We start from the raw sequence: 16,830 nt of genomic DNA on the forward strand, positions 1-16,830 counted from the left end.
GCTTATGGATTCAGAAACTTTAATAATTTTAGAGTAAGATGCTTATTAAATTGGCACTTTAATTATTAGTTTAGCATAACAAGTACTGAAGAACCTTACATATTCATCTAAATCAATATCTGAAACTTGATTGGGTAAATCTTCCCAAACTAATCTAACAACCTCACCATAATCATTTAATATCATCTTTCCATTCTGAATCTCTCCTAACAAGCATTCACAAGTACGCACACAAATTGTCAGAAAATAGGCTCCATTTGAAGAATAATCATAACCTTTTAATCGAATAGATCGGCGATTACGACTAATGAATTTTGACATAATTTTTATCTCTCTGTTATTATGGTAGGGGTAATTCATGAATTACCCCTACTTCATTTCTACTTCTTTTGTTTCACTACTTTTAGCTATCCGCGCATTTATTAATTCTTCTACCCGTTCTGTATATGTCCAGCCTGGTAAAATGCTGTTGACGCGAATTTTATCGCTACCCAGTTCTTGGCTGAGAGTTTTAGTTAAACCAATCACTGCTAATCGAATGGAATTAGACAACACAAGATTTTGGACTGGTTGTTTAGTTGAGGTTGAGGTGATGGTAAGAATCGCCGGTGCTGTAGATTGGCGTAAGTGAGGTAAAGCAGATTTTACCAAGCGGACTGTACTCAGCAAAGTTAAATTTATAGAAGTTTCCCAAGTTGCCAAATCAATATCATCAAAAGTGCCTGCGGGCGGGCCTCCGGCATTGGTAACGAGGATATCCAACCCGCCGAATTTCTCTACTGTGGCATTAATTACCCGTTCAATATCTGCTTGATTGGTAACGTCTCCACGCAGAGATAGCACTTCTGTGCCTGTTTCGCTTGCAATCTCCGCAGCAGTTTTGTCAATTAACTCACTGCGGGCGCAGATGGCAACTTTTGCACCCTCACGGGCAAATTGCCTTGCTGTAGCTTTGCCCAAACCTTTACTAGCAGCAGTCACTAAGGCGACTTTGCCACGGAGTTGCAAATCCATAATTTTGATTTTTCTTGTTTACAGTAACTTGAAGCCAAGGTGATTGAGAACTTCCCGCAAGCGATCGCGTCCTCTCAGTGATTCTACGGTTGCAATCCGTTGGGCTGAGTGTTCTGACCAATCACCAGGGACATTCATCTTTTGTTCAGTATAGAATTCTTTCATAATCTCGTTGTAATGAGCGATCGCTTCTTCTTGATCTGCCAATTTATAAGTTTCGCGGTGCAGCACAGCTGATTGTGGCAATCGTGGCTTAATCGCTGCTTCTACTTCTGGATTCGGATAGCCTACACACAGCCCAAATACAGCATACACAGAGGAGGGCAAATTCAATATCTCTGCTACCTCTTGCGGGTGGTTGCGGATTCCACCGATATATACTGTTCCTAAACCGAGTGACTCGGCTGCTATTGTTGCGTTTTGCGCCGCCAAAGCTGCATCAATTGTTGCCATCACAAACATCTCCAAGTAATCCAGCGCATCATGAGATATGCTGCGACTATCAGCAACGTAATTTAGACGCGCTAAGTCTGCTAACCAAACCAAAAATAAAGGAACCTGCTTAATATGTGCTTGGTTCCCTGCTAGTTTAGATAACTCCTCTTTGCGCTGTTGATCTTCAACTGCTACCACACTCCAGGTTTGCAAATTAGAGGAAGTAGATGCAGATTGGGCAACTGCAATTAGCAACTCCAGAGTTCCCGGTGGTAGAGGAGAGGATAAATAAGATCGGATTGAACGGTGAGATAGTAGTGCTGTTAGAGAATCATTCCATGCAATTTCGGGATTGAAAGGAATTTCACCGTAGCGCGATCGCAGTAATTCTGTAGGATTAGTCATAATCAATTTCAAGATTCACACTTCAAAAATTTTCAGTTGTTTTATTTATAAGGATAGCTAACTGAAAACTCTTGAGGAACAGGCGCACAGCGCCGTATTCCGTACTTCTATCTACCCACATCTTTCTTAACATGGCTGTAATGACTAATGACTAAATCGGGGAACGGCTATTCCTCCTACCTCTATTGTTGAGATGAGATTCCCGCCGATTTTCGTTGAAACACTACTGAAAGATTATTAGCTGGCATTTGGTAAGTTTGTTTCAAGGTGAGATTTTGTGCGCTAGCTGCTGCTACAACATCATCCAAGTTACGTATACCCCACTCTCGGTTTTGGGCGCGTAAAGAGTTGTCAAAAGTGGCATTACTCGGTGCTGTATGTTCTCCAGCTTGTTTGAAGGGCCCATACAAATAGAGGATATCTCGTGCTTTTAGGATACGACCTGCCCCTGCCATTAGCCCCAAACAGGCTGACCAAGGTGAAATGTGAATCATATTGATGTTGACGATGGCGGTAATTGGCGAGGTATCCAGCCACTGGGTTACTGCCCCTTCCTCCACTGCCCAAACTGGTTCTCTAACATCAAGTTCAAGCGGTGGATAAATATTATTACATCCAAGGTGTTCAGTCCATGCAATAATGCTGGCTCTTCTTTGTGGATTTGTATCTGTTGGTAACCACATACAATCTCTGAGTCTGGGCGCAAAAAAGACTGCGTGTTCACCAGTACCACTGGCGATTTCCAAGATCGTGCCACTCTTAGGCAATACTTGTAAAAGTACTTCTAGAATTGGTTCACGATTGCGCTCGGTTGCTGGTGCATATTCTCGTGCGTCTTGTAGTGTCATCCGTATCGTTTTTACATAGCTAATTTCATTTTAGTGGCTATTGTCTAAAAACCATAGGAAACAGGTATTACGAATTACGCAAAGCGTTACTAGAAAATTATTCTAAGAAGAAAATATGATCGAATCAGAGCTAAACTGCTTAGAGTTTACATTTGATAGCAGTAATGTTTCTTGAGTATCTCCCAAATTAAAATTCAAAAGATGTCTGATGTTACAGTATTGAAAGCTAGCGATCGCCTTGGTGGTCGGCACAGACAGAACTACTTCCAAGTAGCGATCGCTTTGTGGTGGGTATTATGGATACAATCATAGATTATCGGACTTAAACATTACAAATTACGAATTAGTATAAGATTGTTTTGGCTGTAGCGATCGCCTGATCCACACTCTCCACAATATAAACATTCTCTGGTGATAGCTTTTTAAAGAAAATCTTACTTTCTTCATCATTAGTCAACAAAATTACTTGCTTATTTCCTTTCAAAGCTAAGGCAATTTCTGAAGCAGTTCCTGCACCCATACCGCAGGCAATTACCACATCACTAGTGAGAACATTAATATTATTTCTAGCATTTCCCATGTCTGTGAAAATAGCAATATCTACTGAAGAGGAAATACTATCTTGATTATCGCTGGGAAGAATACCAATAGTTAAACCCTCATCAGATTTTGCACCTTTACTTACTGTATCCATTACACCTACATTTCTACCACCGGTGAGTAAAATCCATCCTTGTTTGGCAATAAGTTGATCTAGTGTATAAGCATTTTGTAAATCATTTGCTGTCGCATTTTTTCCAGGCCCCATCACCCCAACGATAATTTTTCTCATAGAATTTCAATTTCTAGCAGCATTTTATAAGTAGTTGCTCTTACGGGAGCAATTACTACATGGGTATAGTTATTATTACTAGATAATTGTAAAAATTGATGTAATGATAAAATAAATAAATTAACTCTTTTCAGAAAATATAAATTAGCTTATCTTCGACTGTATCCGTCTCTAACTTCCACCTTGAAATGATTATCATTACTATATAAGTGAATATTTAATTTCCTGAAAGTCTTATATAGCCAAGATTTTGGGGTTTACCTGATACTGGCTTCTAAATTTTATAATGCCAATTTTAAAATTATTCGTTTTTTGCATAAAACACAAAATTTGAGGTGAATAGTATTGTATGGTTGTGTGGGATTTTTTTCAGTTTATAGTAGAGAATATTCCTGCTGTTACGAGCGCTTGGGGATTCTCTGTATAAACTGTGTCAACTTCTAAAAGTGATTTCAACTCTCTGGAATCCTATTTAGTCACACTGAAACTATAACTCAACGTTAGTCAAGAAAGGATTGATATGCGCTTACCTATTGCTATTGGTGCAATCTTAGTAGCATCTTTGACTTTGAACGCTCCAGTAATTTCTGTGCCTCCTACGCATGGAGCAAAAGCAGAGATTAATAACTCGAACTTAACACAGCTAAGAATTAATCGCCAATTGTGGAATCAAAAAAAAATTAACAACTATCGCTACAAACTTAGCAATAATTGTTTTTGTCTTCCCGATTTTAGAGGCCCAGTAATCATTGAAGTACGTAACGGCATCACAAAATCTATCACGAATGCTCAAACTGGTAAGCGAGTAGATCCAAACCTATTACAACAATATAGTACAATCCCTAAACTCTTTACTTTGATTCGGAATACGATCAATAGTGGAGAATCTGAGTTAACTGTAGTGTACAACCCACAACTTGGTTATCCAACCCAAATTAATATCGGTAATCTAGCTGCCGATGCTGGAGTATTTACTACAATTAGCAATTTTGAAGTCCTTCATTAGGGTTCATACATAAAGCGATTGAATCCCCACTAAGAAAGTTTGAATTTAAGTTTACACAAATGAACCTAATATTGTTTCTACAAAATAACAAAACAACCCACCCTAAATATTTGCTGATGGAAAACTAGTTAAATTAAGGGGCAGGTTGTTATATTTCAATATTTTTGATTTTGCTGCCCCAACTTTTAGATAGACAATCGCTGAACTAGCCTTTTTGGACAAGTCAGGAATTTTCTATTATATAGCAATCCTATTTGAGTTGTGAAAAATATAGATTAGGAAACGAACCGCCTTTCCTTCTCTTCGAGAGGCTGCGCCAACGGAACGCTACGCGAACGCGCAGCGTCTCGAAGAGAAGGACGCCAAGGAAAAAAAGAAGAAAGAGAGATATAATTTTCACGAATGATTTCGGACTGCTATATGAATGTTTTCTTTAGCTATATTTACTTTATTTGTTGCAGATTACTAATTGTAATGAATATTTCATCATCAGTTCTTTGCTTATCATAATCAATGTTAATTTGAGTAGGATAGCCAAGTGTCGGATTATATTGTACAGTCAAGTTGTCTGCTCTTTGAATGAACGCATTTCTAATGATATTAAAGAGTTTAGGAATTGTATTGTATTTTTCAAAAAATCCTGCATCTACTGGATTTTTACTATATTTATAAGTAATGGAAGTTGTGACTCCATTACGTACTTCAATAATCACTGGTTCTGTGGCTTTGGGGAAACAGAAGCAACTTCTAGTAAATTCATAGCGATAGTTAGAGATTCTTTTATTTCTCCATAATCGGGAATTATTCTTAAATTGTTCTAAAGCGAAACTATTAGACGCTGGTTTTTGAGCTACCTGTATAGGAGGTTGAGATATTACAGGCGTACTCAAACCCAAAGACGCGACTAAAATGGCAGTAATTGCAATTGGTAAGCGCATATAAATCCATCCTTAACTTGAATTTTTTAGTAGTTTAACTTCTTAGTAGTCTAACGTGCTTCAAAGTCATTACCAAAAAAATGAAATTATTTTTGACACTCATCCATAGCCTAGTTTTACTTATCTAAACGGGCTGCGATCGCATTCAACAACGGCAAAATATCTAACTTTTTGTATTTGATTTTAATATTGTTGTGTGATCTTATGTAACTTGAGGGTTATAGCTTTCTATATTGCCCAGCTTCTATCCAAGATTATTGTATATAAAAATATGCCAGAAACTAAATCAAGTCCCCATACACATATAAACACATCAACCAAAGCTGATACCTTAGCCGCATCTATTATCTCCTCTTCTAATCCTCAAGAAATCTATGATGTTGTAGTAGTTGGCGCTGGGCCTATTGGGTTAGCAACTGCCGTTGGCTTACGTAAACGTGGTATTGAAAATGTCCTTGTCATCGATCAAACTCGCACCTTCCGTCAAGTTGGACAAACAGTGGATCTTCTCCCCAATGGATTACAAGCTCTCAAATACTTAGATCCTAACGCTTACGGAGAAGTCAAAAAAACTGGACTGGATTTATTGAATCCCAAGCAGTCTAATGGCCAGGAAACTGTCGAATCTGCTCAAAAGCAACAACCTGCAAAGGCTTCACCGCAATGGGTTTATAAAAATTTACAAGGGAAGATAATTAATTCAATTTCGCTTAGTTTTGATGACTGGTTTCAAGATTATGGCGAGGGTCGAGTGCCAATTTCTTGGTACAATTTGCAGACAACCCTTAGACAGCTACTTCCAGAAGACCGAGTTAAAGCTAATCACCGTTGTATTAATGTTGTGAATGAGCCGGAAAAAGGTTATATCCGCATAGATTGTGTAGGTGACACACGAATAGAAACCAACCCCTACGCGTATTGGGCAGAGGGACAGAAAAATAATGATATGCAGCTCCAAAACTCAGATATTACCCCCCAAGAATTAGAAACAAAATCGATTAGAGCTAAACTAGTTGTTGCAGCAGATGGGATTAATTCTACAGTTCGTAGGCTGCTTTACACAGATACTCAATATCATGATTTTACCCGACCTGAATACTCTGGGTTTGCAGCTATATATTGTAGGGAAATAGCTGAAGTACCAAAGGAACTATGCACGAAACTAGAAGAAGATTTCTTTCAAAACTCACCACTTGTAACAATCACTAATGATGAAATCTCTGAAAACTCTGTTTGTATAAATAACATCAGGATAATATTATTTCGCAGATCAACTGGTGAACTTGGGTACATAATACATCTTGCTTTGCTTTTAGACTCATTGCAAGGAAAGTCTGGAAGTTCTTTAATTGACTTAGCTTTGCAGGAATTGGAGAAAGCAGGTTTTCCTGATGCGCTCAAGCAATTAGTGCGTATATCTCCTCCTGCCAACATGCAGCAGCGTCCATACTACATTCACCGCGCTACTATTTCGGATTCTATACAAGTTTCTAACCCAACTGACCTCAATACTGAAGCTAATCCTGCCAAAATTCCACCAGCCTGGAGTGTAGGGCGAATCGTATTAGTTGGCGATGCAGCACATGGAATGCCTCCCTTTATGGCTCAAGGAGCTAATCAAGGATTAGAAGATGCGCTAATAGTTACAACACTCATCGCTAAAATTGCTGAGGAGAATAACTGGGACGATCTCCAAGCTATAGCCAAAGCCTTTGAGAAATATGAGTGTCTTCGTCGCCCTTTGATGGTATACGTGCAACAGGCAACATTAACGCGATCGCCCCACTCATCAGACAAAGAGTGGCAGGAGTACAGCCAACAGCTGTATCGCCGCAATTTCGACCAAGTAATAGAGGCGCTGTAGTTTCCCGTCTGGGAAAAATTTTTATTACAATGCAGATGTCCACTAGGCGGCGTGCTGTCTATCCACGTAAATCCAGAAGATAATCGATGAGTAATCAATTACAAGACTACAATCCTAGCGGCATAGGTGAAGTAAATGGCAACCTCTTAGGTTTGCCCTGCGATTATGAGTCTGCAAACCTGATTGTCTTTGGTGTACCGTGGGAAGTCACTGTTTCTTACGGCGCAGGCACTGCTAACGGCCCACAGCGAATTCTCGATGCTTCGACTCAACTAGATTTGTTCGATTTTGATAACCCTGATGGTTGGAAGCAGGGAATTTTCATGGTGGAAATTTCCCAAGATATTTTAGAGAAGAATACATATTATCGCGCCTTGGCAGCAAAAATTATTGAACGATTAGCCCAAGGTAAACAACTCTCAGATACACCAGATTTAACACCTGTCCTCACAGAAATTAATCAAGTTTGTCAACAGGTAAATCAATGGCTGTTTGAAAATTGCCAGCAAGCAATTAATAATGGTAAGCGAGTTGCAGTCATTGGTGGGGATCACAGTTCGCCGTTAGGTTATTTCCAAGCATTAGCGGCTAAGTACGCAAACTATGGCATTTTGCACATTGATGCCCACGCAGATTTACGTGATGCGTATGAAGGATTTGAGTTTTCTCATGCGTCTATTATGTTTAATGCGATGAAAATACCGCAAATTTCCAAGCTAGTGCAGGTGGCTTTGCGTGATATTAGTCATGATGAAGTGCAAATGATTGACCAATCTGATAGTCGCATTATTGCATATTACGACCCAGCCATTAAACAAAAGCTTTACTCTGGAACAACTTGGATTGATTTATGCCGAGAAATTATTAGTCATTTACCTGAGTCTGTTTACATTAGCTTTGATGCAGATGGTCTAGATCCCAAACTTTGTCCGAGTACAGGTACTCCTGTTCCAGGTGGGTTGGAATTAGAGCAAACATTTTGTCTATTCCGGGAATTAGTCAATAGTGGGAGAAAAATTATTGGCTTTGATATCTGCGAAGTCGGTGATGGTGAGTGGGATGGTAATGTTGGAGCGCGGGTAGTTTACAAACTGGCAAATTTAATGGATTTATCTCAGCAGAAAATATAAACGATAAAATTGTGGCAGAGTGGGAATGATACTGAACTCATGGCGATGACTACAGCAACTCCTTTGTTTCTAACTCCTGAAGAATTCCTCAATATGGATGGGGTTCTCTCCCCAGCAAGAACTACCCTCTGCCGCTTTTGCGAGTAAGTCGCAGACTTCTTCATCCGTAGTTTGGGGAAAGTTTTCGTACCAAAGACCAACGCTTTGGAAATGTCTAGGTGTCAAGATACAAACAATTTTATCTACCTTAGCTTCTAACTCATGGCAAGTTTCGGGTGCGCCGACAGGTACAGCAATCACAATCTGAGCGGGTTGCTGCTTTCGCACAGCCACGACAGCAGCCCACATAGTTGCACCAGTGGCTAAACCATCATCTACTAAAATGATCGTGCGTCCTTGTAAATTTGGTAAGGGACGCTTTGAACGATAAAGCCGTTCTCGCCGCTCTAACTCCCGTTCTTCTTGCACTGCCACCCTAGCAATGACTTCATCGGATATCTTCACCAAGCTGATTATATATTCATTGACTATCCGCACTCCACCAGAAGCGATCGCTCCCATAGCTAATTCTTCTTGATCGGGCACACCCAATTTACGTACCACCAAAACTTCTATTGGAGCATTTAATGCTTTGGCAATCTCAAAAGCAACGGGTACACCACCCCTTGGTAGCCCTAATACCAAAACATCTGGGTGGTTACTATAAGCGGCTAACTCTTTAGCTAAAACTTGACCCGCAAACCTCCGGTCTTTGAATTGCATGGTGTGGCACTCCTGATTAGTTTACAAAAAAATTAAGTTTTTACATGGATTTGCCCTTGACTTTTTTTAATTAATTTTGGGTTCAACAGCCCAGAATGATAGCGTTCGCGTAGCGTCTGGTTGAGAAGCATTAGCTCATCCTGGAGCGTCTTGCAATTTTTAATTAATAATTTTTAGTTTTTAATTGGAGCATTAGTGCAATATCTCGTAGAGAAGCGACTTAACTGCTTGCCTCTACCAAGAAATTTCTTAATCGAACGTATTGAAAAGGGCGCGATTTTGCGCGTGGCCAATAAACTCATCATCTTTCATTTTCCCTCCAAATTTGTCTTAATGCATGACTTGTTAAATTTTTAGATGTTCTGAACTGATCTTAGAAAGCTAACAATTCCGTGCCCTCTGACTAACGAGGCGACATCTTCAATTTCCAGTTCTATCAAACGGATGAGTTAATTTTTACTTTCGCATTTTGGGCTGATCCCATTTCACTACTCCACACTCTACACCCGCCCGGAAATGGTTTAGCAAGAGAAAAAGCTTACCGTAGGCAACAGTAAACCAGTTACCAGTTCAGTTTTCTCCCACTTCCTAATCTTTATTGTTAAACCAAACACTGGGTATTTTTTTTACTTTAAATTATAAAATAATTACTTAATTATTGGTAGATGCCAAAATTTAGAAAAATACACTGATAATTCAACTGCTAATTCTTCACCAGCTTCCTTTTGCTTCCATTATCTTTTGTTTACATGATTTTGATACTATCTTTACATTATTCTTTATTTGTATGTGTGGGATAATACAGAATATACTCTTTCCTTAAGTAATGCGTAGTATTATGCTTGGTATTAGAATAAAAACCTCGTCAAAATTACCCGACTTAACACTTTTGAATAAAAATTCATAGAGTAGAATAACTGAATATTGCTCAGACATTTTTAAAATTAAAAGCAGGATTTTTTTAATGATCAGCTTAAGTCATTCGGAAAACGGCACAACTAGCAGCACAGCAGCCACTAAGAGGCTGGCAAGGGCGATGATGGTTTCTGGTGGGGAGTTCTCACTGATATTAGCTTGTTGTAATAGTGTTGAAAGGCAGCAGCAAGTGCTGAATGTGTTAACAGAATTTTCATCAGCAGATATCCACGAAATCCTGCTTTCATCTGCAACAGACACATTGTATACAGCTATTACAACTACGATTGGTGCTACTCAACCCGAAGCTTTGATGGTACGGGGTTTAGAATCTGTAATAAAAATTAACCAACTAATCATCAGTACCAACATTATGCGAAATCAGTTTCGGAAAGACTTCCAGTTTCCGTTGGTGTTGTGGGTCAATGATGAAATTCTGCAAAAGCTAGTTTGGCTAGCACCCGATTTAAAAGACTGGGCAGCTAGTACTATTAGATTTGATCTACCTCAAAATCAGTTAGTTGAAGCTGAACAACAAGCGATTAGCGCTTAATATTGCCTGAGATTACTTGCAAAATCTTGTATACGGTAAGTTTGAGCCGAGCAAAACCTCTGCTAGGGTTTTGTACGATTCTTTATCTAAAATTACTTTTATCTATATCTATACTTCACCAAGTTTACAATCTGCTGTATAACGCTTTCCCTATGGGGAAGCTATAGAAAATAATTAACCACAGATGAACACAGATACTCGTAGGGACATAGCAATGCTGTGTCCCTGATTCAAATGAGAATCGCTATAAGGAACAAACAATCACTACATCAGCGTCTTGTCTTTATATCTGTTTTAGAAGACAGGTACTAACATTAATTCCAACTTGTGAAGTTTTGGAATTGTATTACTTTATTATATATTATTGGCTGGATACTATTTATGAGTTCTATAACTCTTTACTAAATCTTACTATGAAATTAATGCTGAAAGACTACTTTAACCCCAATCAAGCGCGAATTTTCACTGTTTTGATTTTGACTGGAATTTTGTCTGTTACTAGCAGTTTAACATTTATCAAAGGTGCTACGGGCGCTACTGCAAAGTTCTCGCTAGAAACAAGCAATGAAGTTTTCAAAGACAATATTAAACTAAACCGTTTGCAACGTCCAGTAACTAACGCGGCACTGCAAGATTTAGACCATAACAATGAGCGATCGCTACGTTTAGCTTTGGCAAACAATCTGCAAAATAAATTACCCACATCTGTAAAAAAGGCTGTTTTGCAAGCCGCCTCCAAACGTTTGCGACAGCCAATTTCTCAGCTAAGAATCATTGAGTTTCAACAGCAAACTTGGAAAAATGGCTGTTTAGAATTAGCTAAAGCTGATGAATTCTGTACCGAAGCTTTGGTACCAGGTTGGCGGGTGGTTGTAGGCAAAGATGAACAAACCTTGGTTTATCATACCAATCAAATAGGTTCCGCACTCAGGCAAAATGAAAAGGCTAGCTCAAGTCCACTAACCCCGGTGCGAATTCCAGTCAGCGAGTTACCACCACCATTAGCTGGACATGTAGTATTTCGGCAAATTTCCAGTGGTGGTTTTGCTGGTAGAACTTACGAGACTGTTTTACTCAAAGATGGACAATTAATTCGGGTGCGGATTGGTGATGCTAATGATTCTGAGCGTAGTATTCGCCGCGTTTCTGTGCAACAGGTGCAACAATTTGTGCGATCGCTAGAACGTTTTCAATTTAGTAAATTCAAGAATTTGAGTTACCCAGCCCCAAGTGGTTCTGCTGATTATATCACCTATACTCTTACCAGCCAAAAGGGTACGGTTCAGTATAACGATATTTCTCGAAATAACCTGCCAAATGATTTACAAGCATCAGTCAAAGCCTGGAATGATCTTATAGCTAGCGCCAAATAAGAAACCTCTGCATGAATAGCGATTATTTTAGCGCTTACAATCGAAACGATCGCTATTCATACTGATTGCTCATAATTTGATCGTGTCTGTAACTAAATGATGAAAAGGTTTATAAAGTGGTGTGTTGAGTTTCATTCTTGGTGGAATCTTCGCCAAAGCAGAAAGTCTCTTTTTTTTGCCGTTATAACTAGCTTGAGTGTAGTTGCTACGGTGATGCTATCGTTCCCCTTAAACGCTCAAATTAATCTGCCGCCAACGCCAGCATCTGAGTTAAGGGGAGTGTGGTTAACAAATATTGATAGTGATGTGTTATTTGAGCGCGATCGCCTCAAGGGATCTTTGCAACGCCTGGATCAACTCAATTTTAACACGATATATCCAGCGGTTTGGAATTGGGGATATACATTGTATCCTAGCAAAGTTGCAGCCAAAGTTATCGGGCGATCGCTCGATCCTACACCCGGACTCAAAGGGCGAGATATCCTCAAAGAAATTGTCGATGTGGGACATCAAAAAGGGTTAACAGTGATTCCCTGGTTTGAATTTGGCTTCATGGCACCAGCAGATTCTCTATTAGCTAAAAATCGTCCCCAATGGCTCACTAGTAAGAGTGATGGAACTCGGATTCTCAAAGAAGGCATACATAATCGCGTTTGGCTAAATCCCTTTCGCCCAGAAGTACAACAATTTATTCAAGATTTAATCGTTGAAATTATTAGAAACTACAATATTGATGGTATTCAGTTTGATGACCATTTTGGCCTACCATCAGAATTAGGATACGATACCTATACAATGGCACTTTACAAAAAAGAACACCGTGGTAAAGCTCCCTCGAAAAACTCTCAAGATCCAGAATGGGTAAGCTGGAGAGCTAACAAAATCACCGAGTTTATGAAACGGGTATTTACAGCCATTAAAGCTACTAAAAAAGATTGCCTGGTTTCTGTTGCTCCTAATCCTCAACGTTTGTCCTACAATTTCCTTTTAACAGACTGGCAGAAGTGGGAACGCCTGGGAATCATTGAAGATTTAGTTTTGCAGATATATCGTGATGATTTGAATGTTTTTATCAGCGAATTAGAGTATCCAGAAGTGAAAGCGGCAAAGAGGCATATTCCGGTGAGTGTGGGCATTTTGGCTGGGTTAAAAAACCGATCTATACCGATGCAGCAGATTCAGACACAAGTGCAAAAAGTACGCGATCGCAATTTCGCTGGAGTCTCTTTCTTTTTCTATGAAACCCTCTGGAACATCAGCAAAGAAAAGCCTCAAGAGCGTCAAACTGCCTTCCAGAAAATTTTCCCCACACCCGTAGCTTACCCGAATTTACTAGCAGGTTGGAAACCGTAGAAATTTAGGGAGTGGGGAATGGGGAGATAGGCATAATTCTTCAAACTCCTCTTGTACAGACGCGATTAATCGCGTCTCTTTTGTACGATTAATCGCATCTCTCTATCCTATTCCCAAACGCCCAGCTAAACCGGGAGTTAGGGGTAGAAGCGTGGTAATCATCAAGAATAGAGCTAAAAGCCCCAAAGCGGCTCTAGCATCATCAGGTTCAGTGACTTCATTCAAACTAGGGCGTTCTTGATCCCGTTGCAAAAAGAAAATCACGATCGCCCAGTACATGGCTAGAGTATTACCGAGAGACACTAGCGCTAGTAAAATTAAAGTTGCGATCGTTGCTCGTCCTGCGGTTTTGCGTCCATAAATTGCCTGAACAATGCGCCCACCATCTAATTGTCCGGCTGGCATCAAGTTCAAAGCGTTAATTACTAACCCCAACCAACCAATTATCACTAAAGGATGAACACTTACCAACGACGACTGCAACGCCGAACCGAGGACAACTCGCGCCAAACTTCCTACCAAAATCGAGCCTTGGAAAAACTGATTTGGTAATTGAAATAAACTACCTGGGCGGGAAAGCACCAAGCCCGTCACCAGCATTAACAAAGAAACAATACCACCTGCGGCTGGCCCTGCCAAGGCGATATCAAATAATACCTTGCGGTTGGGCAACAGAGATTCAAAGCGGGTAATTGCACCAAAAGAACCAATTTGCACAGCTGGCAGAAAGAAAGGCCAGCTAAGGCGGATTTGGTGACGCCGAGCAAGTAACCAATGACCTATTTCGTGAGCTACTAAAATTGCAAATATCCCAGCGCCTATGGGCAAAGCTTCTTGAAACCGCCCTGGATTGCCAAAGAAATCAAAATTCAGCAGTAATCCCGCAGCTTCTAAACTTGTGGCAATGGTCGCTATCAACAGAATACCTGCAAAAGCTTTTTGCGATAACAACATCGGCCGGGGATCGTTGCGGCTAGGTAAAACAATTACCACTGGTTTGCCGTCTGTATTTTCCACTAAAAACAGGCGATATTGGTCGCCAAGGCGTTGCCGTAAACTTGCAGTTAGACGGTTGTGAGTCTCTTCGGGTTCTCCCCGCAAATTGCCTTTAAAAATGGCTCCATCTTGGTAAGCGATCGTTTCTGTAGCAAAAAACGTATCGATACCGAAAATACCTTTAACTGCATTCAAGTCTTCTTCTGGTATCGGTGGGATCTCCGGTTTCAGTTCTGCTACTTTTGGTTGTGGGGAATTTGCTTCAAGTGAGGAAGCAGCAGCGAGTCTTTCTGTGGCGCGTTGCTTGAGGATGGCATCTTGCCCAGCTGCGCGTAACTGTCTGCCCAAGTAGACGTACAATCCGGCGGAAGTCACTACTAAGAACAATATACCCGCTATATTGATGTAAATCCCTGCGGCAAACAATCCAAAAAACAGGAGCCAGGGAGTCATCAACACCACCGACTGTAACCAGGCTAAGATTCCCAGTTTACCAAAAGGTCTGGCGCGATAAAAGCCCCAGCCCAAAATGCCTAAAGCTACCAGTAGGATTGCCGCCAGGATAGAAGTTTCTGATAAAGTAAACATCTCCAAACCTTTGCTATTGAGACTAAGCCAGAACAAGTCCGGTATTGCAGATACACTTATTAATGTATAACGCCGCCTGTCGTCTGCCCAAATTATCCCGCTTTGCGTGGGCGTAGCCAAACCCAGGTGAGGGGTAAAAAAGTTCGTAGTCAGGACTTTAGTCCTGGATTTTTAAGCACTAAAGTGCTTACTACGAACTCATCAAAATTTTTGGGACAGACCACTAGGTTTTAAAAAGTAATTCTTTTGTAGGATGTGTTACGGCTTTAGCCTAACGCACCTGAGCAACCAGAAAAGAGAGCGATCGCATCATATATCAATCGCTCTCTTGCCCAGTAATTAATTTGTTCAAACTCTATATGAGCGAAGTAGTCTTCTAAGTCAATACGGTTCGGATAAGACTCGATCCCCCCAACTCCCCTTAAAAAGCTACGGTGTATACACAAGCCTGAAATAGCTTACTCACCTGGTTTTGTGCGTCAGTTTTACCCCACCCTAACCCTCCCCTTGCAAAGGGGAGGGAACAAGATTTCTTATTTCCCCCCAATATATCGGGGGGATTAAGGGGGGTAATTCGACTTGTGTATACACGGTAGCTTAAAAAGGGGGGCTAAAAATGGCTCTATTTCCCCCTTTTTAAGGGGGAGTAAGGGGGATCTTTAAGACCTATGCACCTTAACTGAACCGTATTGTCTTCTAAGTCCAATAAAGAATTTCAGCATTTGGAAAGCGCCTAGTAATCTCACTCTCAAAAAAGCTACGCAACGCCTTCATTATGTCCTTTTCATAAACGTATTTCGTCCCGCCAAACTTATTACGCTTGACACTGCGTTTTGCCTCATCCATCTCTAATTTTGATTGCGGATACCAAGTTTGTAACACTTCTTTTGACCCAGGAGTGAACCGATGGGAGATTAACTCAAAGGTAAGGTTACAATCAAAATCCAGTGCCTCGTTTATCTGGTCAAACAAACGACTATAGTGCATTTGCCAATCGTCTATCGGCATAATTGGCGCAATAACCAAACCTACTGGATAACCGCCACCGCCACACTCTTGTGGTAGCGCCAACCGTCGTAATGCATTCAGTCTGGATGCTACGGATGCTGTGCCACCTTCAAACTTACCAGAAATCGGTGCGGCATTAACACTCATCCGACAGCGAGTATGCCCATTGTGTGGTAAATCGAGTAATCCATCCACAGCATCAAACTTCGATACCCAACGTAGATGTGCATTGGTACGAGTGCCAAAGTAACGGATACATTCAGCAAGACTTCCAGTTAAATGCTCAATACCCAATGGGTCTGTGTAACAGCTAACTTCAAAACTTGTGGTTTTCCCCTGCTGCTCGTAGTTCGCTAAGTTGTCTAATATCTGCGGTAAGTTAGCAAAAACGCGGATGACAGGTGGCCCCGATAAGCTACCAGCTAGGTAGCAGTATTGACAGTGAGCAGGACAACCTTCGGCAAGGTGAAACTGCCAATCCGCAGAAGGTGGGATGGGACTCAGTTTAAAAGAACTAGGTGGTGCAGTAACCACCGCTAAGGTACGCTTGGCGATGTTGTAAGTATCCCGCTCAGACTCACCGCGCAGACCCTTCAGGCGGTTCTGTGATAGTTCTTCTATTGGTAAGTTGAGTGACTGCACACGTTTAAGAATCTGCTGCCCCCAATCCTCATCTAGGGCAGCAGGTGTAAACAGTACCCGTTCAGGTATCCACAACCTTGGCGATCTTGTTTGTGTATCTGATACTGAAACTTGGTCTGTAATTGTATTCAGCAATATTTTTCTCCGTTATTTAGTTTGCTGATTTCT

At 40.6% G+C, this 16,830-nt stretch carries 15 protein-coding genes; 6 read left to right on the forward strand and 9 right to left on the reverse strand.

The window, feature by feature from the left end; genetic code table 11:
• Window positions 1-45: 45 nt before the first annotated feature.
• From V7K25_RS08490 to V7K25_RS08510, 5 genes are all read right to left on the reverse strand, one after another.
• Window positions 46-321: a hypothetical protein gene (locus tag V7K25_RS08490; protein ID WP_335156905.1), complete on the reverse strand. Its 276-nt coding sequence runs from the start codon at window positions 319-321 to the stop codon at window positions 46-48.
• Between the two features lie 48 nt (window positions 322-369).
• Window positions 370-1,014 carry an SDR family NAD(P)-dependent oxidoreductase gene (locus tag V7K25_RS08495; RefSeq protein WP_335156907.1) on the reverse strand — a complete coding sequence of 215 codons (645 nt, stop codon included), beginning with the start codon at window positions 1,012-1,014 and terminating at the stop codon, window positions 370-372.
• 18 nt (window positions 1,015-1,032) lie between these two features.
• Complete coding sequence (locus V7K25_RS08500) at window positions 1,033-1,854, reverse strand: NADPH-dependent oxidoreductase (protein ID WP_335156909.1); 822 nt, start codon at window positions 1,852-1,854, stop codon at window positions 1,033-1,035.
• Between the two features lie 182 nt (window positions 1,855-2,036).
• A complete protein-coding gene (locus tag V7K25_RS08505) occupies window positions 2,037-2,702 on the reverse strand; it encodes a DUF938 domain-containing protein (protein ID WP_335156911.1) in 666 nt (221 codons plus the stop codon).
• 343 nt (window positions 2,703-3,045) lie between these two features.
• The gene (locus tag V7K25_RS08510) at window positions 3,046-3,534 is read right to left on the reverse strand and encodes a TIGR00725 family protein (RefSeq protein ID WP_335156913.1); all 489 of its coding nucleotides are present in this window, start codon (window positions 3,532-3,534) and stop codon (window positions 3,046-3,048) included.
• Between the two features lie 520 nt (window positions 3,535-4,054).
• Between V7K25_RS08510 and V7K25_RS08515 the strand changes: the two genes are divergently transcribed.
• The gene (locus tag V7K25_RS08515; protein ID WP_335156915.1) at window positions 4,055-4,540 is read left to right on the forward strand and encodes a DUF6174 domain-containing protein; all 486 of its coding nucleotides are present in this window, start codon (window positions 4,055-4,057) and stop codon (window positions 4,538-4,540) included.
• Window positions 4,541-4,983: 443 nt separating this feature from the next.
• Here the strand turns inward: V7K25_RS08515 and V7K25_RS08520 are convergent, their stop codons facing one another.
• On the reverse strand, window positions 4,984-5,478 hold the full coding sequence (locus tag V7K25_RS08520) for a DUF6174 domain-containing protein (RefSeq protein ID WP_335156917.1): 495 nt from the start codon (window positions 5,476-5,478) through the stop codon (window positions 4,984-4,986).
• Between the two features lie 271 nt (window positions 5,479-5,749).
• Here V7K25_RS08520 and V7K25_RS08525 point away from each other — a divergent pair, with 271 nt between their 5' ends.
• Together V7K25_RS08525 and speB are read left to right on the forward strand one after the other, a co-directional pair.
• On the forward strand, window positions 5,750-7,342 hold the full coding sequence (locus V7K25_RS08525; protein WP_335156919.1) for an FAD-dependent oxidoreductase: 1,593 nt from the start codon (window positions 5,750-5,752) through the stop codon (window positions 7,340-7,342).
• 86 nt (window positions 7,343-7,428) lie between these two features.
• Entirely contained in the window at window positions 7,429-8,472 is a 1,044-nt protein-coding gene (gene speB / locus V7K25_RS08530; protein WP_335156921.1) for an agmatinase SpeB, read from the forward strand.
• A gap of 69 nt (window positions 8,473-8,541) precedes the next feature.
• Here the strand turns inward: speB and V7K25_RS08535 are convergent, their stop codons facing one another.
• Window positions 8,542-9,234: a phosphoribosyltransferase gene (locus tag V7K25_RS08535; protein ID WP_335156923.1), complete on the reverse strand. Its 693-nt coding sequence runs from the start codon at window positions 9,232-9,234 to the stop codon at window positions 8,542-8,544.
• 964 nt (window positions 9,235-10,198) lie between these two features.
• Between V7K25_RS08535 and V7K25_RS08540 the strand changes: the two genes are divergently transcribed.
• The 3 genes from V7K25_RS08540 (at window position 10,199) to V7K25_RS08550 (ending at window position 13,428) form a co-directional block, all read left to right on the forward strand.
• Window positions 10,199-10,702 carry a hypothetical protein gene (locus tag V7K25_RS08540; protein ID WP_335156925.1) on the forward strand — a complete coding sequence of 168 codons (504 nt, stop codon included), beginning with the start codon at window positions 10,199-10,201 and terminating at the stop codon, window positions 10,700-10,702.
• A 413-nt stretch (window positions 10,703-11,115) separates the two neighbouring features.
• Window positions 11,116-12,075, forward strand: coding sequence for a hypothetical protein (locus tag V7K25_RS08545; protein WP_335156927.1), 960 nt, complete (start codon window positions 11,116-11,118; stop codon window positions 12,073-12,075).
• A 99-nt stretch (window positions 12,076-12,174) separates the two neighbouring features.
• Window positions 12,175-13,428, forward strand: a complete 1,254-nt coding sequence (locus tag V7K25_RS08550; protein ID WP_335157179.1) for a glycoside hydrolase family 10 protein — start codon at window positions 12,175-12,177, stop codon at window positions 13,426-13,428.
• Window positions 13,429-13,530: 102 nt separating this feature from the next.
• Here the strand turns inward: V7K25_RS08550 and V7K25_RS08555 are convergent, their stop codons facing one another.
• Both V7K25_RS08555 and V7K25_RS08560 read right to left on the reverse strand, forming a co-directional pair.
• Entirely contained in the window at window positions 13,531-15,012 is a 1,482-nt protein-coding gene (locus V7K25_RS08555; protein ID WP_335156929.1) for a site-2 protease family protein, read from the reverse strand.
• Window positions 15,013-15,708: 696 nt separating this feature from the next.
• Window positions 15,709-16,731: a spore photoproduct lyase family protein gene (locus tag V7K25_RS08560; protein ID WP_335157181.1), complete on the reverse strand. Its 1,023-nt coding sequence runs from the start codon at window positions 16,729-16,731 to the stop codon at window positions 15,709-15,711.
• Window positions 16,732-16,830 lie beyond the last annotated feature (99 nt).

Source organism: Nostoc sp. (assembly GCF_036919495.1).
GTDB lineage: Bacteria > Cyanobacteriota > Cyanobacteriia > Cyanobacteriales > Nostocaceae > Nostoc.